We start from the raw sequence: 20609 nt of genomic DNA on the forward strand, positions 1-20609 counted from the left end.
AGGGAACTTAGGAACGGCCTGCCCCGAACCGGGACGCCGAGCTGCCACCGCCAGGCCCGGATCCGCACTTTATTACGCCCGCCACCCCGGGTGCAGTGCGAGGTTCAGGGAACGGCAAGAAAGCCAAGGTATCCTCCCCACATGACCACCCGCTTCCAGGCTGCTGTTCCGCGCGCCGCGGCACATGCAAGCAGCTTCGGCCACCTCCTGCCGTACACCCCCGGAGGCCCGGCCCGGCGGGGCAGGACAAGCGCCCACTTCGCGGCGTTGGGGGGATCCCAGGGGTGAACCAGCACGCACCCCGGCACATGAACCAGGACGGGAAAGGACCCGCCCGCAGGACCATCCTCCTGGCAGCCGTGCTGACGTTGTCGGCCGCCGTGCCCGACCTGCAGCCGCAACCAGGGCACCCTTCCGCGGCACAGGACACGTCCGCGGACACCGCCAACGGTCCGGCGGACGGCTCCGCGCCGCTGTCGCATACCGGCTCCGACGGCGACGGGCCGGCATCCAGGACGCCTGCAGGCACCGTGCCCGCCCGGGCACAGATCATCGAAACCTATGCGAAGCGCCAGGCCCACTACTGGGGTCTGGAGGCACCCGGCGTCCTAACGCGGCTGCCGCCCGGATCACAGGGCATCGCCCTCACCTTCGACTTTTGCGGCGGTCCCGGCGGCAGCGGTTACGATCAGGTGCTGATTGATACCCTGCGCCAACGGCACGTCCCGGCAACGCTGTTCCTGAATTCGCGGTGGATCACAGCCAACCCGGCCACGGCCCGTCAGCTGGCAGCGGATCCGCTCTTTGAGATCGCCAACCACGGGACGTCCCATAAGCCGTTGTCCACCGCCGGCAACACGGCCTACGGCATCCCGGGCACCAGGAACGCGGGGGAAGTCTATGACGAGGTCATACCCAACGACGGCGTCCTGGCCGGCATCACCGGCAAGCGTCCCCGGTACTTCCGCCCGGGCACCGCGTACATCGATGACATCGCCGTGGACATCCTGAATACCTTGGGCGTGAAGCCGGCAGGCTTCAGCATCAATGGCGACGGCGGCGCCACCTATCCCGCCGCCGTCGTCGCCAAAGAAGTGGGAAAGGCCCGGGCCGGAGATGTGGTCATCTGCCATGGAAACCACCCCAACGGCGGAACGGCGGAAGGCGTGAAGCAGGCGGTGGACAAGCTGCTGGCAGCAGGAATCTCCTTCACCCATCTGCCCTGAGCATGCCTCCGCAGCTCCCCCGGCCGGGTAGGTGCTGATCCATACGTTAGCGAACGCAGGACCCCGTCGATGCGCGATGGCGGGCGCCACCTTCCGGGTTTTGCCGGGAACTAATCCGGCCTGCCCACCACCACCTGGGCCGGGCTGTGGGTGACGTAGCCGTTGGCCCAGGAGAACAGCGCCCTGACTTTCTGCTGGAATCCGGGCAGCAGGGCCAGGTGGACCGCCAGCCAGGACACGAACGCCAGTGGGCCCTGCAGTTGCAGGCGGCGGCGCCCCAGCTCCGCGACGGCTGCGCCGCGTCCCACCATGGCCATATACCCCTTGTCCCAGTACCGGAAAGGCTGGCGCACACCGCCGGTAAGGTCTGCATAGATATTGCGGGCCGCCCACTTGCCTGATTGCTGCGCAACCGACCCGAGCTGCGGCAGTTTGTTTCCAGTGGCATCGGTGATGTTGGCGGAGTCCCCCAGCACGTAAACGCCGTCAAAATCAGGGACTGTCAGATCGGCCTGCACGTCCACCCTGCCGCCCTTGCCCTGTTTCAGGCCGGACCCGGTAATGATCCGGCCGGCCTGGAGGCCACCGGCCCACACCACCACCCGGCCGGGAATAACGGTGCCGTCCTTGAGGGTCACGCCGTCCGGGCGGACCTCACCAACAGGCTGGCCCATGTGCAGCTGTACGCCCAGCTTGGTCAGGCGGTCCCGCGCATACGCCTGCGATTTTTCGGAGAACGCGGCAAGGACGTTCGGAACCATATCCACCAGGTGGACGTGGCACCGGGCAGCCAGCCCCGGCGAGAAGTATTTTGGCACGATGTATTTGACGTTCTCCGCCAAGGCGCCTGCAGTTTCCACACCAGTGGGACCCCCGCCCACCACGACCACGTCGGCTTCCGCCCCGGGCTCGCGGTCAGCTTCGTCCAAAACAGCAGTGATCGCCGCGCTCAGGCGCGTTGCGTCCGCCACCGAGTACAGCGGGTAGGCGTGCTCTTCGGCGCCCGGGGTGTTGAAGAAGTTCGGTACGGCCCCGGTGGCGATGACCAGGAACCTGGCCCGGTAGCTGGAGCCGTCTGCGGTGGTGACGGTGCGGTTGGCCGCATCGATAGACGTCACCTCCGCGGTGAGGACGCGGACATTGTTGACCTTGCGGAACTCCGACCTGAGCGGCCGGGTGACCGCCGAGACGCCAATCTGGGATGCAGCCACCTGGTACAGGAGCGGCTGGAACTGCTGGTAATTGTTGGCATCGAGCAACAGCACCCGGACGCCCTTGCGGCCCAACTCCTCAGCCGCCGTCTTTCCGGCGAATCCGCCGCCAACCACGATGACCTGGTATGAATCGTCCATTCGTGCAACTTACCCCTCCGGGCCGATGAGTAACAGAGTGCCGAGGCCACTGGCAGGGCGGCCGGCGTCCGGCGCCCGCCGGGACCGGACGCCGGCGGGAGCACGGCACCTAAGATGGCGGCATGGAAGACGAAGCCCTGGCGGACATTGCGGACAGGCTGTACGGCGGGACGCTGGACGACTTCGTAGCGGCCAGGACCGCCGCTGCCAAGGATGCCGGGCGGCAGGACAAGGAACTGGGGGCAGCGGTCCGCGCCCTGCCGAAACCATCCGTCGCCGCGTGGGCGCTCAACATGCTGGCACGGCACCGGCCGGACGTGCTGGCCGCGCTTCGCGGACTTGGCGAGCGCATGCGGGCAGCGCAGGTGTCGCTGGATGCGCCCGCCCTGCGCGAACTGGGCCGGGAGCGCCGCACCATGCTGGCTGACGCCGTCGACGCTGCCCGGTCTGTTGCCCAGGAGCAGGGCCGCTTCATCAGCGACGCGATGGCCGCCGACGTTGAGGAGACCCTGCGGGCACTGACGGCAGACGAGCGTGCGGCGGCTGCGGTGGGCAGCGGCCGGCTGCTGAAAGTCCTGTCAGCCGACGGCATCAACGACGTCGACCTGGACGGGGCAGTGGCCCTCCCCGGGCTGCTCCCGGCCGCGCCGGCCACCCCCCGCGCAAGTGCTCCCCCGGCTCCAAAGACGAAAACGGAGGCGCAGGCAGCGGGGCCAAAGGCAACAGCGGCAAAGACACGCACGACGGCGGAGCACCACACCCAGCCAAAGCCCGCCAAGCCCCGGCTTGAGGCAGTGCGGCAGACTCCCCGGCCGGCCTCGCCGCCGGCGCTGGAAAGGGCCAGGGCCGCGCTGGCCGAGGCCCAGGCCGCTGAAGAGGAGGCCTCCCGGCTCGCGGGCGAGCTGCAGGACCGGGAGGAGCAGACACGTGCGGAAATCGCGTTACTGCAGCAGGAAACGGCTGAGCTTCGAAACCGGCTCAAGGCCGCCGAGGAAAGCCTGGACCGTTCCCGGAAGCGGCTCGCCGCCACCACCGCAGAAGCGAAACAGGCGGTCCGGGCGGCCGACAAAGCCAGCCGCACGGCCATGCTGGCACAGGAACGCGTACTCCGCCTGGCCAGCACCTGAGGGGCGCCAACTACTTGGCATGCCCTCTCGCCCCGGGCATCGGCGGGACCTACTGTGGAGCTATGGACGCCGCAGCAGCACACGCCTTTGCGATCCCGCCGGTATCGGTTCACCGTCCCACCACGGCCGTAGAAGACGCCGTCACCCTCGCGGCCGGCGTCTGGCTCCTCACGGGGACCTACGTTGACGGCTGGGCGCACAACAACCTCCGCGGCCTGGAGACGTTCTTCACACCGTGGCACGCGATCCTCTACTCAGGCTTCGCCGCCTGCGCCCTCTGGATCGGCGCCTTGACCTGGCGCCGGCACGCCCCGGGGACGAGGTGGCGGGAAGCAGTCCCTGCCGGCTATGGGGCAGCCGCCGCCGGCGTACTCCTCTTCCTTGCTTCCGGGCTGGGCGACTTCGCCTGGCATTCGGTGTTCGGCATTGAGCAGAACATCAGCGCCCTGTTCAGCCCGTCCCACCTGGGTCTGGCTACCGGCGGCTTCCTCATTCTTGGTGCACCTTTCTCGGCAGCGTGGCACTCACCTGCCCGGCCGTGGGCCCGGCTGGTGCCGGCGTTCGTGAGCGCGATGCTCGCCGGCATGGTTGCAGCTTTCATCCTGCAGGAGTTTGCGGTCTTCTCCCGCCATGGCCTCATCCAGACGTACTCCGGCCCCGCCGGGACCCAGCCGGCGGTGACGGGTCCAACGTCGTCGAGCATCATGGTCTCCTTGGCGACATTCCTGGTCTCGACGTTCGTGCTCTTCGTTCCCATCCTGTTGCTGTCGCTGCGGTGGCGGCTGCCGGCCCTGGTGCCGGCGGCGATGGTGCTGGTCCCCTCCGCAGCCCTGCAGATCATGGTGGCCCTGCGGGATGCCTGGCTGTTGCCGGCTGCCCTGGCCGGTTCACTCCTGGTAGGAGTGGTGTGGGCGGTGGCGCGGCCGGTCCCGGACAGTCCCGCGCGGCTCCTGACCGCGGCAGGCCTCTCACCTGTCGTCTTCTGGGCCCCCTATTTCGCTACTGTGGCGCTTCACGACCGGGCGCTCAGCTTCCCGCCCGAGATATGGAGCGGAACCCTCACATGGAGCGGGCTTGCAATGCTGTCCGTGGCCGCACTCGTGCTGAAGGTGCGGGCCACCGGCGCCGCAGTCCCTGATCCACGGGCCCTTTAGCCCGCCAGGTGCGCGGCCTGGCTTCAGCCGGGTTGGCAAATCCCAACAACACGCGGCGCTGCTTCCGGTGAATGTCAGACCCCGGTTGCACACTGGATTTATGGAAAACCAAGCCGTACAGGAATTTCACGTAACGTACTTCGACGCCGACTGCGGCCGGGCCCGCTCCGAGTATTTTGACACCCTCGAAGAGGCCGAGCGCTTCGCCTCCCGGCACTGCCACGGCGAAGACAGCTGGGCCGTGGTGGACGCCGTCACCGTGGAGCACGTCCGAATCGCCGCCTGACCGGTTCAGCCAAAAACCCCGCGGTCCACGGCCCAGGCCAGCCGCGGCCCAGCTCCGCCAACCAGGGTGCAAACCAGGCAGGACAGCCACGCCGGTTACGGGCGCCAGCCTCGCATTAAAGCCGTCAGCCCGCGCTGCCTGGCGGTTGCCGGCAGCACGGGCTGACGTTGGTTCGGCGGAGGTCCCCGGCCGGTTGGGCCGGCACCGCCGGTCGCGGGTTACGCGAAGTCGGAGACCGCGGGATCGGGTCCGATGCGGCCCTCGCCGCCGGCGGTGCGGTCCAGGTTGTTGATGGCTTCAACGTCCCCGGCGTCCAGGGAAACCTCGAGTGCCGCGAAGTTCTCCTTGATGCGGGACTCAGTCACGGACTTGGGGATGACCACGTTGCCGATGGCCAGGTGCCACGCAATGACCACCTGGGCGGGAGTCGCCTGGTGCTTGGCAGCGATCGACGCAACAACAGGGTCCTGCAGCAGTTCCCCGCCCTGGCCCAACGGGGACCATGCCTGGGTCAGGATGCCTTTTTCTGCTCCAAATTCCCGCAGTTCACGCTGGCTGAAGTAGGGGTGCAGTTCGATCTGGTGGATGGCCGGAACCACTCCGGTTTCATCGATCAGGCGCTGCAGGCCCTCGGCGGTGAAGTTGGAGACACCGATGGACTTGACCCGGCCGCGCTTCTGGAGTTCGATCAGCGCCTTCCACGTGTCCACGTATTTGTCCTGCTTGGGCTGCATCCAGTGGATCAGGTAGAGGTCCAGCGTTTCGAGGCCAAGCCGGTCCATGGATTCCTCGAAGGCGGCGAGGGTGGATTCGTACCCCTGGTCCGCGTTCCACAGCTTGGTGGTGATGAAGATCTGTTCCGGTGACAGGCCGGAGCCGGCGATTGCACGGCCAACGCCTGCCTCGTTGCCGTAGATCTTCGCCGTGTCGATGTGCCGGAAGCCGGCTTCGAAGGCCTGGCGGACAACCTTTTCAGCCACGCCGTCCTCAACCTGCCACACACCATAGCCGAGCTGGGGGATCGTGTTTCCGTCGTTGAAAGTCAAGGTAGGTGAAGAAGTCATTTCTTCATCCTGCCAAACGTCCCCCGCTTCAGGCTCCCGTTTGGTTCGATGTCAGCCACACGCGTAACCGCGATATTTACGTCCCAAACCGGGAATATTTGCGCGGCACCGGTCCAGCTACTCCCCGCGAAGCTGCCTCTCGGCGTCGTTCACCTGCTGGAACACCGCCTCAGCCCGGCGCCGGACCGACACCGCACCAACCGGTACCGGCCCCACGGCGAGCCGCAGCATTGCCGCCGCCTCAGCCGTGGTGGCCAGCGAATTGCCCGCCTTGGAGAGGGACCTGTGGACGTCTGCAAGGCCGGCCGGTATGTCCAGGCCGTCACTGGGCGCACGCCGCTGCGCTTCCATGCATACCGTCCGGACACGCTGCAGGAGGCCGGCCAGTTCGTTGGCGATATCCACCAGTTCCCCGTACAGCTGGTCGTCCTCCACCCCTTCGAGCACCTGGTGGAAGCGGTCAAGTCCCCGCTGGAAGCGGTCGTGCGCGCGGCGCCACAACCCCTTGCCCAGTTCAACATCATCCTTGCGCCCCTGCCGTGCGGCGCTGAAAAAGCCCAAGCGGAGCCTACAGGTACTGCCCGGGACCGTGGTCCGGTTCGTCACGCTGGTTGGGCCGTGCCTGCGCCCCCGGCCGTGCTCCGGCCGGGGCGCGCTGCGGCTCGCCGTTTTCGCCGATGACGACGCCGGGCGCAATCATGGTGCCTGGCGGCAGCTGACGCAGCTGCAGCTGCGCGGCGGCGTGTTCGCGGGCGGCGTTCTGCGCCGCGATGGCGGTCTGGATCCCGTGGAACAAGCCCTCAAGCCAACCCACCAGCTGCGCCTGGGCGATCCGGAGCTCGGCGTCGGAGGGCGTGGCGTCGTCCGAGAAGGGCAGGTTGATCCTGTCCAGTTCTGCAACCAGCTCCGGCGCAAGCCCGTCCTCCAGCTCCTTGATGGAGCGGGCGTGGATGGCGGCCAGCCGGCCCCGCGCAGCGTCGTCAAGCGGCGCGGACTTCACCTCTTCGAGAAGCTGGCGGATCATGGTGCCGATCCGCATCACCTTGGCAGGCTCGTCCACCAGATCCTGCAGGCTGCTGCCCCTGGGCTTGCCGTCCGCGGCGGACGGAATCTGCACGGGGTCCTGGGTGTCGTCAACGGGAGTGCCTTCTACCGGGAGGTCCTCAGCTGCCTGAGTGTCGTTGGGATCGCTCATGCGTTCATACTCTCACGGCCCGTCCGCCCGGAGTCCACCCGTGAACGCCTGTGGCGGGCTTGTCCGCTGCCGGCTCAATCAGCAGGCCCAATCAGCAGCACCTGCCCTGCGGGTTGTTGTCCTGGCGGTCCGTACGGTCCCGCCAAAACTCGCGTTCGCTGAGGGGTTCCTCCTGGTGCCCGGCTGCCCTGTGGTGCTCGAGGTACTTGGTGTAGGCGTCCGCGCCCATGACGCCGCCCAGGTAGCGGGCGAACCCGCGGAAGCCATTGGCCACCAAAGCCACACCGGTGCCCATCAGTGCCTGGCCCGTTCAAGCCGTGCGTCTGCGGGCACCCTGTCCCACTCGGCTGCCAACTCACGTTCGGCCGTCGTCGGCACCAGTCCGGCGGGGGCGAAGACGCGCGAGGGAACCGCCGGGTCCTCGTTGTCCGTGGTGGCAGTGCCGGCCGCCCTGTCACGGAATGCCTTGACCGTGGCCAGCACCGCCGTGGCAATCACGATGATGCTCAGCACCACGAAGATCACGGACAGCCAGCCCTGGATGGCCGTGTTGCGGACCACAGCTTCCATGGCGGCCACGGTCTTGGCGGTACCGAACTCGGTCTTGCCGTCCGCCAGCGCCTTGCTGAAGGCGGCGTTGTTCGCGAAGTACCCCACGGCAGGGACGGGCGAGAAGATCTTCAGGTAGCTGGCGGTGATGGTGACCACGGCGGCGAAGGCCAGCGGCAGGGCAACGATCCACAGATACTTGAAGGTGCCGCGCTTGGCGACGATGGCCAGGCATACAGCCAGCGCTATGGCGGCCAGGAGCTGGTTGGCGATGCCGAACAGCGGGAACAGGGTGTTGATGCCGCCCAGCGGATCGGTCACGCCCATCAGCAGCACGGCACCCCAGGCAGCCACCATGATGGCCGTGCAGAGCCAGGCCCCGGGCCGCCAGGAGGCTTCCTTGAACTTGGGGACGAAGTTGCCGATCGAGTCCTGCAGCATGAAACGTGCAACGCGGGTGCCGGCATCCACGGCGGTGAGGATGAAGAGCGCCTCGAACATGATGGCGAAGTGGTACCAGAACGCCATCATGGCCGTCCCGCCGATGAACTGCTGCATGATGTGCGCCAGCCCCACGGCCAGCGTGGGTGCGCCGCCGGTGCGGGAGACGATGCTCTGCTCCCCAACGTTGGCGGCGGTTTCGCTGAGCAGGCCGGGGGTGATGTTGACGCCGCTCAGGCCCAGGCCGTTGACCCAGGTGGCTGCCGTTTCCACGGTGCCGCCCGTCAGCGCCGTGGGGGCATTCATGGCGAAGTAGAGGCCGCGGTCGATCGAGATGGCTGCTACCAGCGCCATGATGGCCACGAAGGATTCCATCAGCATGCCGCCGTAGCCGATGTACCGGGTCTGCCGTTCCTTCTCCACCAGTTTGGGGGTGGTGCCGGACGAGATCAGGGCGTGGAAACCGGACAGCGCACCACAGGCGATGGTCACGAACAGGAAGGGGAACAGTGCGCCGGAGAACACGGGCCCGTTCTCGCGGCCGGCGAATTCGCTGAAGGCCGGGACGGTGATTTCGGGCCGGACCACGATGATCGCCAGCGCGAGCATCACGATCACGCCGATCTTCATGAAAGTGGAGAGGTAGTCGCGCGGAGCCAGGAGCAGCCATACGGGCAGGATCGCAGCAATGAAGCCGTAAACGATCAGGCCCCAGGCGATGGTGACCTTGTCCAGGTGGAACACGGTGGCGCCCCATTGGGTCTGCGCCACCAGGCCGCCGCCGATGATGGCCGCCATCAGGAGGACGAAGCCGATGATCGAGACCTCCATGACCTTGCCGGGGCGCAGGTAACGGAGGTAGACACCCATGAACAGGGCGATGGGGATGGTCATGCCCACCGAGAACACGCCCCACGGGCTTTCGCCCAGGGCATTAACGACGACGAGCGCCAGGATGGCCACGATGATCACCATGATGAGCAGGGTGGCGATGAGGGCGGCCGTGCCGCCGATGACGCCAAGTTCCTCGCGGGCCATCTGGCCCAGCGACCGGCCGCCGCGGCGCATGGAGAAGAACATGACCAGGTAGTCCTGGACGGCCCCGGCAAGGACGACGCCGAGGATGATCCAGATGGTGCCGGGCAGGTAGCCCATCTGCGCCGCGATGACCGGCCCCACCAGCGGGCCGGCGCCGGCAATGGCGGCGAAGTGGTGGCCGAACAGGACGTTGCGGTCGGTGCGGACGTAGTCCTTGCCGTCTGCCTTGTATTCGGCAGGGGTGGCGCGCCGGTCGTCAGGCTTGGTGATGTAGCGCTCGATCACCTTCGAGTAGAAGCGGTACCCGATGAGGTAGGTGCAGACGGAGGCAAAGACGAACCAGATGGCGTTGACCGTTTCCCCGCGGACGATCGCCAGCATGAACCAGGCCACCCCGCCGAGGAGGGCGATTGCTGCCCAGAGCGCGATCTTGCCTGGCGTCCACCTCCGGTCTTCGGCGTCGAGCCGTGCCTCGTCCACAGCGGGCGGGGGAAGATTCGGGTCAGTCGCCAACCCGCCCTCCGCCCGGGATCCGTTGTTCCGCTGGTCAGGCATTCCGGCCATGTCTCCTCCTTGAGAGTTTTCCCTCGTTTGCTACTGGGCACCCTACCAACGCCGATCCTGCCAAAAGGGTCCGACGGCGGCGCGGCGCCGGCCTGTGCGGCGAGCGGCGGCAGTCCGGCGCTGAATGAGCGGTGACGGACGTACGACGGCGGGCTGCGGCAAAAGCGAAGGCTCCCGTCCGGATTCCGGACGGGAGCCTTCGCCCTTCGCATGGCGGCAGGGACGGTCAGGCGTGGGCGTAGGTGAGGCAGTCGGCGTTGTCGGCTCCCGGCCCGACGTGCACCTCCGGGGCGTTGCACATCAGGTGGTCGTTGTGGACGCACTCGGCCCGCTGGCAGGCTCCCACGTCGGCGAGGACCTTGGGCAGGCCGCCGTGGATGCCGGTCTCGATGAACGTGGCACAGGATGCGTGGTCCTGGCTTCCCCCCACGGTGATGGCATGGGCGGTGCAGCCTTCATGGTCGTTGAATGAACAACGGGTGACACTGCAGTCGGCAACATGGGTCGTCATGAAGTTCCTCCGTAAGTTCCACCGCCCGGGCGGGCGGCTCGTGCACCTACGGTAGGCCTGATCCCGGTGATCAAAAAGACCCAATACTTTGACCTAATGCCCCTCCGCCAGGCTGCGCCTGGACAGGGGCAGCCCGGACCGGGTGAAGGCCCAGGCGAGCGCTGCCGCCGTCAAGGGCACTGCCACCAGCAGCGCGGACAGGTGCAGCCAGGGAACCTCGAGGGCTGTCCGCATGTCCGTGGAAAGGACCAGCAGGACCGCTGGCACCGTTCCTGCCAGCGTCCCCAGAACGGCTCCAACGCCGCTGGTGAACAGTCCCTGCGACCCGGCAAGGGCCTTGCGCAGCCTTGGCGAGGCCCCGACGCCGGCGAGGACCGCATGGTCCTTCCGGGCATCAGCCATGGAGAGTCCTGTCGTAATGCCCGCCGCGCTGAAGGTGATCAGCGCAGCCGCGGCCACGATGGACCAGGTGATCCACTGGCTTACCTGCGAAACGCCCGGTTCCGCCTGGAAAGTCATGCCCGGCTGCCCGTAGACGGCGGCGGCCGCAGCGGAGGCCGCATCTGCCTCAGCCTCGGAGGGGTAGGCAGAGAGCTGCACGAGCAGTCCGGCCGGGGCCGCGCGGAGGTCCAGGCGTTCGGCGGTTTCCGGCGAGACAACGCCGTAGTAGGGCACCGGGACAGCCGGTTCAAGCACTGCCGCGGCAAGGGAGTCGCTCCTGACGGTTGAGGGGACGGTGCCCGGCCCCGAGGATGCCGGCTCTTGGGTCCGTACGTCCTTTCCCTCGAGCAGTACCCTTCCAGCACTGACGAACACCGGGTTGGTCACCACCATCCCGCCGGCGTCCAGCACCGCCGTTGCCTCGGCGGTGGCGCTGCGGCCCAGCGCCGCCCGGATCTCCTCGCCGCCGCCCACCAGGATGGCCCGGCCGGACGGTTGTTCGCTGACCATGGAACCGCGGCACCGCCGGTCGCCCGGGTCCAACACCCTTCCCTTGGGAGTCCTCGGGCATTCATTTGCCTGCGGCCTGGCAAGCGAAAACAGCAGGCAGTTTGACGTATCCGTGCGCGCCGGCAATCCGGGATCAGCCGGGCCCTCGGGGCAGTTGCGCAGGCTCTCCGGCGCCGTGATCACGTGCGTCGATTCGACGGTGCCCAGGGCATCTGCCACCGCAGAGGAGAGCTTAGGGACATCCACCCGGACGGCCGGCTTCCTGCTGCCATCGGCCGACGCCGGCGGGTCCACCACCAGCGGCAGGTACGCCTGGTTTTCCAGGGCGCCCCAGTAATGTGATTCCCGCATCCCCGCCTGCTGGCTGGCGGAGAGCACCAGGGCGGCGCTTGCCAGGGTGGCGGCGGCGAGTACCGCGGCCACCGCGGGAACGCTGCGCCCGCGGTTCCGGGCCGAATCACGGGCCGCCATCCGGAGTGACAGCGGCATCCACTGGATGCGGGAGGTCAGGCGGAGGACCAGCCAGCCGGTCAGCAGCACCAGGGCAACAACCGCCAGCACGGCGCCGAGGATGAGCACCGTGACCACCAGCGGCAGTTGCTCCGCCAGCCGGTCCGGATCGTTGGTGGACCGTCCCAACAGCCAGCCTGCCGCCAACAGCCCGGCAGCGAGTACCAGCACCCCGGCGCCGGCCAGGGGTGCCCGCCGCGGCTTCGCGGAGGGTGCCCGGCCGGCTTTGAGGGCACCCAGCACCGCCTGACGGGAAACCTGGCGGGCAGGTACCATCGCCGCGATGGTGCAGGATGCCAGCCCCATGGCCATGGCGGCGGGTGTCAGCAGGAAATCCGGATGCAGCCCTGCCAGCCGTGCCGAGCCGTGCAACCGGACCACGTGGACGACGACGGCAGCGGCTCCCAGCCCCACCGCGGCTCCGGCGGCAACGGCAACGCCGCCCAGCCAGAGTCCACCCGCGGTGACAACAGCGCGGATGGCGGGGCCTTCCGCACCCGAGGATGCCAGCAGTGCCAGCTCACGCACCTGCTGCCTGGCGCCCACGGCGAAGGCAGCACCGGCCAGCAGGCCCACCTCCAGCAGCGCCAGGGCGCCGATCAGGCCGAAGCCGGCGTAGACGGCCACCGCTTCCGTGGAATCATCCCGGGGCACGGAACCGGCAACGGTCCGTTCCTCCCGGGACGGCGGGTCCAGCACCACGCTGCGGGACAGCACGCCCACGCCTTTACTGTTGGCTTCCATGACCTGCGGCCAGGTGACCGGCTCCGGACCCACCAGGTAGTAGGACACGGACTGGCGGGTCTGCGGTCCCCTGGCAAGGTCAGAGGGTACCTGTCCTGCCTGCAGGTACAGGAAGCTGGTGCCGTCCGGGAGGCCGGCATCGCGAATGGTGCCCACCGGCACGAAGGTGCCTGCCGACGTCGTAAATTCCTGTCCGAAAGTGAGGTGGAAACGCGTCATCAGCCCGGGCGACGCCAGCACCTCCGTGCCGTCGCGCGGGGCCCGGCCCGCCAGGAGGCTGAACTTTCCGGTGAAGGCCGGATTGAGGGCATCCACTTCGCGGCCCTGCAGCGAAACAAGTGCTTCCCCCACGCCGGTGGTCAGCTGGAGCAGGCGCTGCGGCAGCACATCGTAGCCCGCGGGAATGGCGTCAAGCGGGTCGGTCCGCCGGAATTCAGGATCGAACCGGCCGGTGCTGGAGGCGACCACACCGTCATTGAGCGGGTCCTGGAGGGAGTCCGCGCTGGGAACGGGCAGGACGCTGAACCTGGCCTGGGTGCTTCCCAGTTCGTAGGTGACGATTTCACCCGGCGTCCGCTGTGAGCTCTGGTAGAGGGTGGCGGCCCCCGTCATCCCGGCCACGGGCAGCATGATGAGCAGGATGATGAGGAGGGACCGCCCCTTGTGGCGGGTGATGTCCCGGCGCGCCAGCCGCAGGGCAACCCGAAGGCTGCTCCGGCGGCTTGTGGGCGCCGGAGCAAGGTCCACCGGCATCAGAGACCGGCCTGGGTGAGCAGCATGGTGGGATCGTGCATGGCGGCGGCCTGGTCGATGATCCGCCCATCCCGAAGGAAAACCACGCGGTCCGCCCAGGCGGCGTGCCTGGCTTCGTGGGTGACGAGCATGACGGCCGCTCCGGCGTCGGCACGGGCCCGCAGGACCTCCATGACCCCTTGGCCCGTTGTCGAATCCAATGCACCTGTAGGTTCATCGGCCAGGATCAGCCGCCGCTGGCCCACGATGGCCCTGGCGATCGCGACGCGCTGCTGCTGGCCGCCGGACATCTGGTCCATGAACCGGTCCGCCAGTTCGGGAATCCCCACTTGCCGCAGCGCATCGGCGGCCTGCCGGTGCGCTTTCCTGGTGGAAGTTCCGTCCATTTCCAGCGGCAGCGCCACGTTCTCCGCGGCGGTCAGCGTGGGAACCAGGTTGAAGTCCTGGAAGACGTACCCCACGGCCCGGCGGCGCAGCCGGGCCAGTTCGTTCAGGCCCAGCCCGGCCAGCGGCGTGGACTCAACGTAGACAGCGCCCGACGTCGGCCGGTCCAGTCCGCCGGCAATGGCCAGCAGGGAGGACTTGCCGGAGCCCGACGGGCCCATGACCGCGACGAACTCCCCTGCTGAAATGGTGAGGTCAACGTCGCGGAGGGCGGCGACCGCCGTCGCGCCGTGCCCGAAAGTCCTTCCCACCCTGGCGAGTTCAAGGACCTGCTGCGGCCCCTGCACGCTCACCGGCGGATGTCCGCGTTGAGCGGGGTGTCTTCCGTGGCCGCGTTGGAGGCTTTCCGGGCTCCACTTGCCGCCGTGGCCTGCGCCTGCTGGACCATCCTGGCCTCGCAAAGGTCCAGCCAGCGGACTTCCGCTTCGGTCTGGAAGATCAGTGAATCGAGCACCAACAGCCAGGCAGTATCCGTGGCCCGCTGGTTTGCCGCCGTATCGCGGCGCGCCCTGGTGTAGTCCTGCAGGGCGCGGATGGACGCCACGCGCTGGGCCTGGATGATGGCCTGGACATCGACCCCGGGCAGGGTAACGGCGAGCGCAAGCTTGATGGCGAGCTCGTTGCGTGGTGGGCTGTTCCGCTCCACGGGGGCGGCAAACCAGTTCCGCACCTCGTCCTTGCCGGCAGGGGTGATGCTGTACACCACGTGCCCTTCGCCGTCGTCGCCCTCCTTGGCCACCAAGGCATCGCGCTCCAGCCGGTCAAGCGTGGTGTACACCTGCCCGATGTTCAGCGGCCACGTGGCCCCGGTGCGGTTCTCGAACTCGACCCGCAGCTGGTAGCCGTAGCGCGGCTGGTCCTGCAACAGGGCAAGGAGGCTGTGGCGAATGGACATTGTGCTCCCCCGGGCTGGTTCCAACCGGTATGCACGAGCCCCCAAGACCCGTGCATACCGCGTATAGGCAGCCTAGCCCCGACTGACGCCCCGGCGCAATACCGGGTATGCAACCGGGGGTTCCTACATGACCAGGAGGACCTTGCCCACGTGGTCGCCGCTGTCGAAATAGCGGTGGGCTGCCGCAACCTGGTCCAGCGGGAAGGTCTTGGCGACCAGCGGACGGATCCGGCCGTCAGCCACCAGCGGCCACACGGCGTCCCGCACCGCAGTCATGATGGCACCCTTTTCCGCTACCGGCCGGGGCCGCAGGGCGGTGGCCACTACGGCTGCCCGCTTCTTCAGCAACAGGCCCAGGTCCAGCTCCCCCTTGGTGCCGCCTTGCAGGCCGATCACCACCAGGCGTCCGTAGTCGGCCAGGGCCTCCACGTTCTGCTTGAGGTACTTGGCCCCCACCACGTCCAGGATGACGTCCGCCCCGTAGCCATCGTTCTGCCGCCGCAGGCTCTCCGGGAAGTCCTCCTCGGCGTAGTTGATGGCGATGTCAGCACCAAGGAACGCCTTGGCGGTGCCCACCTTCTCGTCAGTGCCGGCAGTCGTGGCCACCTTGGCGCCAAAGGCCTTGGCAAGCTGGATGGCCATGGTGCCGATCCCGCCGGTGGCGCCGTGGATGAGGACGGTCTCCCCCGGCTGCAGCTGCGCCGTCATGATCAGGTTCGAATAGACCGTTGCGGCCACTTCCGGCAGCGAGGCCGCTGTGACCAGGTCCACCCCGTCCGGCACCCGCAGTACCTGCTCGGCCGAAACCGCCACCTGCTGGGCATAGCCGCCGCCGGCCAGCAGGGCCACCACCTTGTCCCCCAACGAAAATGGCTTGCTGACGCCGGGGCCAAAGCCTGCGATCCGGCCCGAAACTTCCAGCCCGGGGATCTCGGAGGCACCGGGAGGCGGCGGGTAGAAACCCCGGCGCTGCTGGACATCGGCCCGGTTCAGGCCCGCAGCCACCACGTCAATGAGCACTTCGCCCTGGCCAGGCACCGGCGCATCCACGTCCCGGACTTCCAGCACTTCCGGGCCGCCCGGTTCCGATATGTAGACGGCTTTCATGGACCTCTCCCGTTCCTGACTCAAATCCTGGCTGCAACAAGTGTGCACCGGGCACCTTCCCGCTCCTGTTTTGTTGCAGGCAAGTGCCTATGAAACACTACTAGCTGAGGAAGGTTGTCCGAGCGGCCGAAGGAGCTGGTCTTGAAAACCAGTGTGCGGTAACCCCGTACCAAGAGTTCGAATCTCTTACCTTCCGCACTGGAAACCCCTGGCAGCCGGCACCGGCCGCCAGGGGTTTTGTGTTTTGGGCGCTGCTGTCTTACCGGTCAAGCGTGACAGGGAGTTCGGGTCAGCGTCGCAGGATGGCTGCCGCGATCTCGTCTGCATCCCTGAGGGTGCGCTGGCCGCTGCGGTAGGCGGGGCTGCCCGGCTGGAGGGCTTCGGCCGCGATGGCCGTGCCCCACTGGGTGGAGGACAACTGGAGGCCCAGCACGTACAGGTTTTCCGTCACGGACCCGTTGGAGGCAAGTGGGCGGTACGGGTGGGGCTCCACGTCCAGGCCCGTGGACTCGACGGGGGCACCTTCTGCGGTCATCATGAGCCGTGGACGCACCAGCCCATCGGACAGCATCTGCTCCAGGACCGGCGAATCATTGGCCGACACCCTGTTGCCCGGCGCAAGGGCCTCCACCATGGTCCGTGCCAGGACCGGCGGACCGGCAACCCACGGCGAGGAAGCCGTGAACATCGCGGACTGCCGGTCCACGCCGAACTTGGGGTCGGGTCCAACGAAGCTGACCACCCCTGCCCTGGCCAGTGCGGCGAGCTGTTCGGCGCGCAGCGCCGGCGGCCCGCTGGCAAGGCCTTCCACGAAGGATTCAAACCAGCCGCGCAGCCCGGCGACCCATGATTCATCGGTGATGCCGCCGTCGGCCACCGCCGTTTTGAGGAGGGCCCGCCCGTGGTGCAGGGCGCCGATGGCCATCTTGACGGGGTCGTCCTCGCCGAGCGCGGACCGGCGTGCATCGTCCAGCAGGAACTCCACCACGGCGGCATCGTGCTCGCGCCGGGACGCGAAGGAGCGCCCCGCCAAGGGGGCCGCGAGGCCCGGTAGGTCCAGCCGGTGCCGCGGACCAACGTGGACGGCCAGGACGCTTTCCACGGCGTCTTCCCAGTTGGCGGCGGTGTGGGCGTGCGGCTGCAGGGCTTCCTCCAGCGCTGCCAGGAAAGCCGCCGCATCGGGGACAGCCCCCGGCTGCGAGCGCACCAGGGTTGAGTAGTACGCCCAGAGGGCATCGCGGTGCAGCAGGGGCCACAGGTCGTGGTCGAACGAGGGCCGGATTCCGGCCTTGGCCAGCCGCTCCAGGGCGGCTTCGGTGAGGTAGCGGAGCGTGATGGAGGTGGCGTAATAGCCGTTGAGGGCTGCTTTTGCACGGTAGGGGGTTCCGCGCCGGGACGCCGCGATGATCAGGGGTTCCTGGCCGGACGGTTCGTACTCCAGGCGGCTTCCCGTGGACACGAACTTTCCGCCGCGGCCTTCGGTGAGTTGCCCCATCGTGTCGAAGAAGTTCAGGCCCATCCCGCGGACCAGCACGGGTTTCCCCGCGGGAATCCGTGTCCAGTCCACGTCTGCGGGCACGGCAGGGGGAAAGTACTGCAGGCCCAGCTGCTCGGCCGCGGCGTGCAGGCCGCGCTGTTCCGGATTCAGCCGGGACGGGATGTGCCCCAGGGCGAGCACCACTGCGTTGGCGCGGAGGGCAGCCCCGGCGGCCAGGCCGACGTCGAACATTCCGTCCCCCACCGGACGCACGGACACAGCCGACGTTTCGTGGAATTCGACCGTGACGCCGTTGGGAGCTTTGGCCAGCAGCTCCTCCAGCATGCACTTCAGGTAGCGGCCGTACAGGGCGCGGCTGGGGAAGTCATTGGACCCCAGCACCGCCAGTTCCGCCCGCTCCTCACCGGTGAGGGCCGGCAGCGGATCCCGCTGCTGCCGGGCACGCCACTGGTCGAACGTGGTGCCGGCCACGGGCGCCGGCAGCGACGGTTCCTGGGGAACCAGCGTGGGGTAGAAGGATTGCGTATTCATGAGGAACAGCCGTGACTGGCCGGGCTGCCACACGTGCCCCGGGCCCGCCGGGTAGGGGTCAACCACGTCGATGTGCAGCTGTGCAGGGCCTCCGGCCGCGGCGGCGTGGGCGAGCAGCCGCTCGATCACGCTGGTGCCACGGGGGCCGCCGCCGATAATGACGGCCCGGTTGCTCTGCGATAATTCCACGGCATCCAGCGTACGGGCTGAAAGCGGAGGATGTGCCGGACGCTTGACTTGCCAGCCTTGGGGGATGTTGTTTGGATGGGGCGCATGACCACCACAGCAGCTGATCAAGCCTCCGCTCCCGGCCCCGGCCAGGACACCTCCGGCACCGCATCCCAGGGAACTGCGCCCGTGCCCGTCGACGAGAATGTGTGGCTGGAGGACATCTACGGCGAGGAACAGCTGGCCTGGGTCAGGGAGCAGAACTCCCGGACCGAGGACCTGCTGGAGGACGCCGGGTACGCCGAACTGGAGACCAGCATCCTGGAGGTCCTGGACTCCACGGACCGGATCGCCATGGTGGGCAAGCGGGGCGAGTGGTACTACAACTTCTGGAAGGACAGCCAGAACCCCAAGGGCCTGTGGCGGCGGACCACCTGGGAGAGCTACCTCACCGATTCCCCCGATTGGGACGTCCTGCTGGACGTGGACGAGCTGTCCCGGACCGAAGGCGAAGAGTGGGTGTTCCACGGCGCCACGTTCCTGCGCCCCGCGGCCGGAGCCCCCTACCGGCTGGCGCTGCTGGCCCTGTCCCCCGACGGCGGCGACGCGAACCGCTACCGCGAGTTCGACGTCGAGGCGCGCGGCTTCGTTGACCCCGCCCGGGGCGGGTTCGACCTGCCGACGGCGAAGGGCAACGTGTCGTGGCTGGATGCCGACACACTCCTGGTTTCCTCCACCGCGGAAGGCCTGCCCAAGACCGCGTCGTCCTACGCCCGCACAGCGGTGACCCTCAAACGCGGCGGTTCCCTGGCCGCTGCCCCGCGCCTTTTCGACGTGCCGGAGGACCACATGATGGCCGTCGCGGCGCACGATTCCACACCCGGATTTGAGCGCACCTTCGCTGTTGACTACATCGACTTCTTCAACCGGACCAACTTTGTGCTCCGGGACGGTGGCTGGACGCCGATCGATGTGCCCACCGACGTCAACGTCAGCGCGCACCGGGAATGGCTGCTCTTCCGCCCGCAACAGGACTGGGTCCTCGACGGAACCACCTACCCCTCCGGCGCCCTGCTCGCCGCAAACTTCGAGGACTACCTCGCCGGGAGCCGGCAGCTCACCGTGCTGTTCACCCCCGATGACCACACATCGCTGCAGTCCTGGAGCTGGACCCGCAGCTTCCTGCTGCTGAACCTGCTCAGGGACGTTTCCTCGGAAATCCGGGTCCTGGATCCATCCAGGCCCGCCGGCACCACGGACTGCGGCTGGGCGGCCACCCTCCTTGACGCCTGCCCACCGCTGCATGACGTGAATGCCTACGCCGTGGACGACGAGGACGACGGACCAGCCGACGGCGGCGCCGGCGACGACTTCTGGCTCGTCGCCACGGGTTTCACCACCCCCACCACGCTCATGCGCGGCACCCTGGAGCACCACAGCGCCGGGACGTCCGGCGTGGTGGGCCGGCATGCGGCAATCAAGGCCTCGCCGTCGTTCTTTGCCGACACTGACTATGAAGTGGAGCAGCACTTCGCCGTGTCCGACGACGGCACCCGGGTTCCGTATTTCCAGATTGCTCCGCGGGGGCTGGCTTTGGACGGGCAGAACCCCACCCAGCTGTCCGGCTACGGCGGGTTTGAGGTTTCGCGGACGCCGTCCTACAGCGGCACGGTGGGCCGGGCATGGCTGGAGCGGCGGACCACGCTGTCCGGCGGCGACGGCGGGAAGGCGCCCCACTCCCGCGGCGGAGTGTACGTGGTGGCGAATATCCGGGGCGGCGGGGAGTACGGGCCCGCCTGGCACCGGGCGGCACTGAAGGAAAACCGGCACCGGGCCTACGAGGACTTCGCGGCCGTGGCACGGGACCTCATCTCCCGCGGCGTCACCTCGCCCCGCCGCCTGGGCTGCGTGGGCGGCTCCAACGGCGGCCTCCTGGTGGGCAACATGCTCACCCGGTACCCCGAACTGTTCAGGGCCGTCTCCTGCGGGGTGCCCCTGCTGGACATGCGCCGCTACACCAAGCTCTCCGCCGGGCATTCGTGGATCGCCGAGTACGGTGACCCGGACGTTCCCGAACAGTGGGAGTACATCAGGACCTTCTCGCCCTACCACCTGCTCAAGGACGCGGTGGAGTACCCGGAGACCTTCATCTGGACGGCAACCTCCGATGACCGGGTTGGCCCCGTGCAGGCGCGGAAGATGGCAGCCCGGATGCTGGCCATGGGCATCCCCAACGTCTGGTTCCACGAAGCCCTGGAGGGTGGCCATGCCGGCGCCTCGGACAACCGGCAGGCTGCCGCGCTGCAGGCCCGCAGCCAGCACTTCCTGTGGAAGGCGCTGGCAGGCTGACCGGCGTGGGCCCCTGGCTGGCTGTCCGGAGGGCCGGTTCCGGCCTCCCGGAAATCCGCATCGTCCGCCCCGGGCAACGATTGCCATAGGACGCCGGGGCCCCGGGCCGGCATGCCCGCAGCCGTGGCGGGGACCGTTTTGCACTGCATGGC

18 protein-coding genes and 1 tRNA gene are annotated in these 20609 nt (G+C 68.2%); 7 read left to right on the forward strand and 12 right to left on the reverse strand.

Features of this window, described 5'->3' with window-relative positions; all coding sequences use genetic code 11:
- Nucleotides 1-141 precede the first annotated feature (141 nt).
- Nucleotides 142-288 carry a hypothetical protein gene (locus ACV095_RS17070; protein WP_186447769.1) on the forward strand — a complete coding sequence of 49 codons (147 nt, stop codon included), beginning with the start codon at nucleotides 142-144 and terminating at the stop codon, nucleotides 286-288.
- Complete coding sequence (locus ACV095_RS17075; protein ID WP_478222336.1) at nucleotides 285-1226, forward strand: polysaccharide deacetylase family protein; 942 nt, start codon at nucleotides 285-287, stop codon at nucleotides 1224-1226. The genes ACV095_RS17070 and ACV095_RS17075 overlap by 4 nt, the downstream gene beginning before the upstream one ends.
- A gap of 110 nt (nucleotides 1227-1336) precedes the next feature.
- On the opposite strand, the gene ACV095_RS17080 is transcribed toward ACV095_RS17075, so the two are convergent.
- Nucleotides 1337-2578, reverse strand: coding sequence for an NAD(P)/FAD-dependent oxidoreductase (locus ACV095_RS17080; protein ID WP_478222337.1), 1242 nt, complete (start codon nucleotides 2576-2578; stop codon nucleotides 1337-1339).
- Nucleotides 2579-2700: 122 nt separating this feature from the next.
- Between ACV095_RS17080 and ACV095_RS17085 the strand changes: the two genes are divergently transcribed.
- The 3 genes from ACV095_RS17085 to ACV095_RS17095 all read left to right on the forward strand — a co-directional run bounded on the left by ACV095_RS17085 (nucleotide 2701) and on the right by ACV095_RS17095 (nucleotide 5145).
- Nucleotides 2701-3705: a hypothetical protein gene (locus ACV095_RS17085; protein WP_478222338.1), complete on the forward strand. Its 1005-nt coding sequence runs from the start codon at nucleotides 2701-2703 to the stop codon at nucleotides 3703-3705.
- Nucleotides 3706-3767: 62 nt separating this feature from the next.
- A complete protein-coding gene (locus tag ACV095_RS17090; RefSeq protein ID WP_134165819.1) occupies nucleotides 3768-4859 on the forward strand; it encodes a hypothetical protein in 1092 nt (363 codons plus the stop codon).
- A gap of 100 nt (nucleotides 4860-4959) precedes the next feature.
- Nucleotides 4960-5145, forward strand: a complete 186-nt coding sequence (locus ACV095_RS17095) for a hypothetical protein (protein WP_018771206.1) — start codon at nucleotides 4960-4962, stop codon at nucleotides 5143-5145.
- A 218-nt stretch (nucleotides 5146-5363) separates the two neighbouring features.
- On the opposite strand, the gene ACV095_RS17100 is transcribed toward ACV095_RS17095, so the two are convergent.
- From ACV095_RS17100 to ACV095_RS17145, 10 genes are all read right to left on the reverse strand, one after another.
- Nucleotides 5364-6209 carry an aldo/keto reductase gene (locus ACV095_RS17100; RefSeq protein ID WP_026266063.1) on the reverse strand — a complete coding sequence of 282 codons (846 nt, stop codon included), beginning with the start codon at nucleotides 6207-6209 and terminating at the stop codon, nucleotides 5364-5366.
- Between the two features lie 117 nt (nucleotides 6210-6326).
- Nucleotides 6327-6770, reverse strand: coding sequence for a hypothetical protein (locus tag ACV095_RS17105; RefSeq protein WP_018771208.1), 444 nt, complete (start codon nucleotides 6768-6770; stop codon nucleotides 6327-6329).
- A gap of 7 nt (nucleotides 6771-6777) precedes the next feature.
- A complete protein-coding gene (locus ACV095_RS17110; RefSeq protein WP_018771209.1) occupies nucleotides 6778-7404 on the reverse strand; it encodes a bacterial proteasome activator family protein in 627 nt (208 codons plus the stop codon).
- A gap of 91 nt (nucleotides 7405-7495) precedes the next feature.
- Complete coding sequence (locus ACV095_RS17115) at nucleotides 7496-7699, reverse strand: YbdD/YjiX family protein (protein ID WP_018771210.1); 204 nt, start codon at nucleotides 7697-7699, stop codon at nucleotides 7496-7498.
- Nucleotides 7699-9996 carry a carbon starvation CstA family protein gene (locus tag ACV095_RS17120; RefSeq protein WP_056389249.1) on the reverse strand — a complete coding sequence of 766 codons (2298 nt, stop codon included), beginning with the start codon at nucleotides 9994-9996 and terminating at the stop codon, nucleotides 7699-7701. Before ACV095_RS17120 ends, ACV095_RS17115 begins: the two co-directional genes overlap by 1 nt.
- Nucleotides 9997-10222: 226 nt before the next feature.
- On the reverse strand, nucleotides 10223-10507 hold the full coding sequence (locus ACV095_RS17125; protein WP_018771212.1) for a DUF1540 domain-containing protein: 285 nt from the start codon (nucleotides 10505-10507) through the stop codon (nucleotides 10223-10225).
- A gap of 93 nt (nucleotides 10508-10600) precedes the next feature.
- Nucleotides 10601-13465: an ABC transporter permease family protein gene (locus ACV095_RS17130; RefSeq protein WP_478222339.1), complete on the reverse strand. Its 2865-nt coding sequence runs from the start codon at nucleotides 13463-13465 to the stop codon at nucleotides 10601-10603.
- On the reverse strand, nucleotides 13465-14202 hold the full coding sequence (locus ACV095_RS17135) for an ABC transporter ATP-binding protein (protein WP_478222340.1): 738 nt from the start codon (nucleotides 14200-14202) through the stop codon (nucleotides 13465-13467). Before ACV095_RS17135 ends, ACV095_RS17130 begins: the two co-directional genes overlap by 1 nt.
- Nucleotides 14199-14804 carry a PadR family transcriptional regulator gene (locus ACV095_RS17140; protein ID WP_478222341.1) on the reverse strand — a complete coding sequence of 202 codons (606 nt, stop codon included), beginning with the start codon at nucleotides 14802-14804 and terminating at the stop codon, nucleotides 14199-14201. The genes ACV095_RS17135 and ACV095_RS17140 overlap by 4 nt, the downstream gene beginning before the upstream one ends.
- A gap of 123 nt (nucleotides 14805-14927) precedes the next feature.
- The gene (locus ACV095_RS17145; RefSeq protein WP_478222342.1) at nucleotides 14928-15911 is read right to left on the reverse strand and encodes an NAD(P)H-quinone oxidoreductase; all 984 of its coding nucleotides are present in this window, start codon (nucleotides 15909-15911) and stop codon (nucleotides 14928-14930) included.
- 108 nt (nucleotides 15912-16019) lie between these two features.
- Here ACV095_RS17145 and ACV095_RS17150 point away from each other — a divergent pair.
- Nucleotides 16020-16107 (forward strand) — tRNA-Ser (locus ACV095_RS17150).
- Between the two features lie 93 nt (nucleotides 16108-16200).
- On the opposite strand, the gene ACV095_RS17155 is transcribed toward ACV095_RS17150, so the two are convergent.
- Nucleotides 16201-18129: an FAD/NAD(P)-binding protein gene (locus tag ACV095_RS17155; protein ID WP_478222343.1), complete on the reverse strand. Its 1929-nt coding sequence runs from the start codon at nucleotides 18127-18129 to the stop codon at nucleotides 16201-16203.
- Between the two features lie 84 nt (nucleotides 18130-18213).
- Here ACV095_RS17155 and ACV095_RS17160 point away from each other — a divergent pair, with 84 nt between their 5' ends.
- Nucleotides 18214-20457, forward strand: a complete 2244-nt coding sequence (locus ACV095_RS17160) for a prolyl oligopeptidase family serine peptidase (protein WP_478222344.1) — start codon at nucleotides 18214-18216, stop codon at nucleotides 20455-20457.
- The last annotated feature ends 152 nt before the right edge of the window (nucleotides 20458-20609 follow it).

This window comes from Arthrobacter sp. JDC6 (genome assembly GCF_056484025.1).

Excerpts from the sequence above, each read along its gene's own strand:
- ACV095_RS17070 (WP_186447769.1), top strand. The coding sequence starts at position 142 with ATGACCACCCGCTTCCAGGCTGCTGTTCCGCGCGCCGCGGCACATGCA.
- ACV095_RS17080 (WP_478222337.1), bottom strand. The coding sequence starts at position 2,578 with ATGGACGATTCATACCAGGTCATCGTGGTTGGCGGCGGATTCGCCGGA.
- ACV095_RS17085 (WP_478222338.1), top strand. The coding sequence starts at position 2,701 with ATGGAAGACGAAGCCCTGGCGGACATTGCGGACAGGCTGTACGGCGGG.
- ACV095_RS17090 (WP_134165819.1), top strand. The coding sequence starts at position 3,768 with ATGGACGCCGCAGCAGCACACGCCTTTGCGATCCCGCCGGTATCGGTT.
- ACV095_RS17095 (WP_018771206.1), top strand. The coding sequence starts at position 4,960 with ATGGAAAACCAAGCCGTACAGGAATTTCACGTAACGTACTTCGACGCC.
- ACV095_RS17100 (WP_026266063.1), bottom strand. The coding sequence starts at position 6,209 with ATGACTTCTTCACCTACCTTGACTTTCAACGACGGAAACACGATCCCC.
- ACV095_RS17110 (WP_018771209.1), bottom strand. The coding sequence starts at position 7,404 with ATGAGCGATCCCAACGACACTCAGGCAGCTGAGGACCTCCCGGTAGAA.
- ACV095_RS17115 (WP_018771210.1), bottom strand. The coding sequence starts at position 7,699 with ATGGGCACCGGTGTGGCTTTGGTGGCCAATGGCTTCCGCGGGTTCGCC.
- ACV095_RS17120 (WP_056389249.1), bottom strand. The coding sequence starts at position 9,996 with ATGGCCGGAATGCCTGACCAGCGGAACAACGGATCCCGGGCGGAGGGC.
- ACV095_RS17125 (WP_018771212.1), bottom strand. The coding sequence starts at position 10,507 with ATGACGACCCATGTTGCCGACTGCAGTGTCACCCGTTGTTCATTCAAC.
- ACV095_RS17130 (WP_478222339.1), bottom strand. The coding sequence starts at position 13,465 with ATGCCGGTGGACCTTGCTCCGGCGCCCACAAGCCGCCGGAGCAGCCTT.
- ACV095_RS17140 (WP_478222341.1), bottom strand. The coding sequence starts at position 14,804 with ATGTCCATTCGCCACAGCCTCCTTGCCCTGTTGCAGGACCAGCCGCGC.
- ACV095_RS17145 (WP_478222342.1), bottom strand. The coding sequence starts at position 15,911 with ATGAAAGCCGTCTACATATCGGAACCGGGCGGCCCGGAAGTGCTGGAA.
- ACV095_RS17160 (WP_478222344.1), top strand. The coding sequence starts at position 18,214 with ATGACCACCACAGCAGCTGATCAAGCCTCCGCTCCCGGCCCCGGCCAG.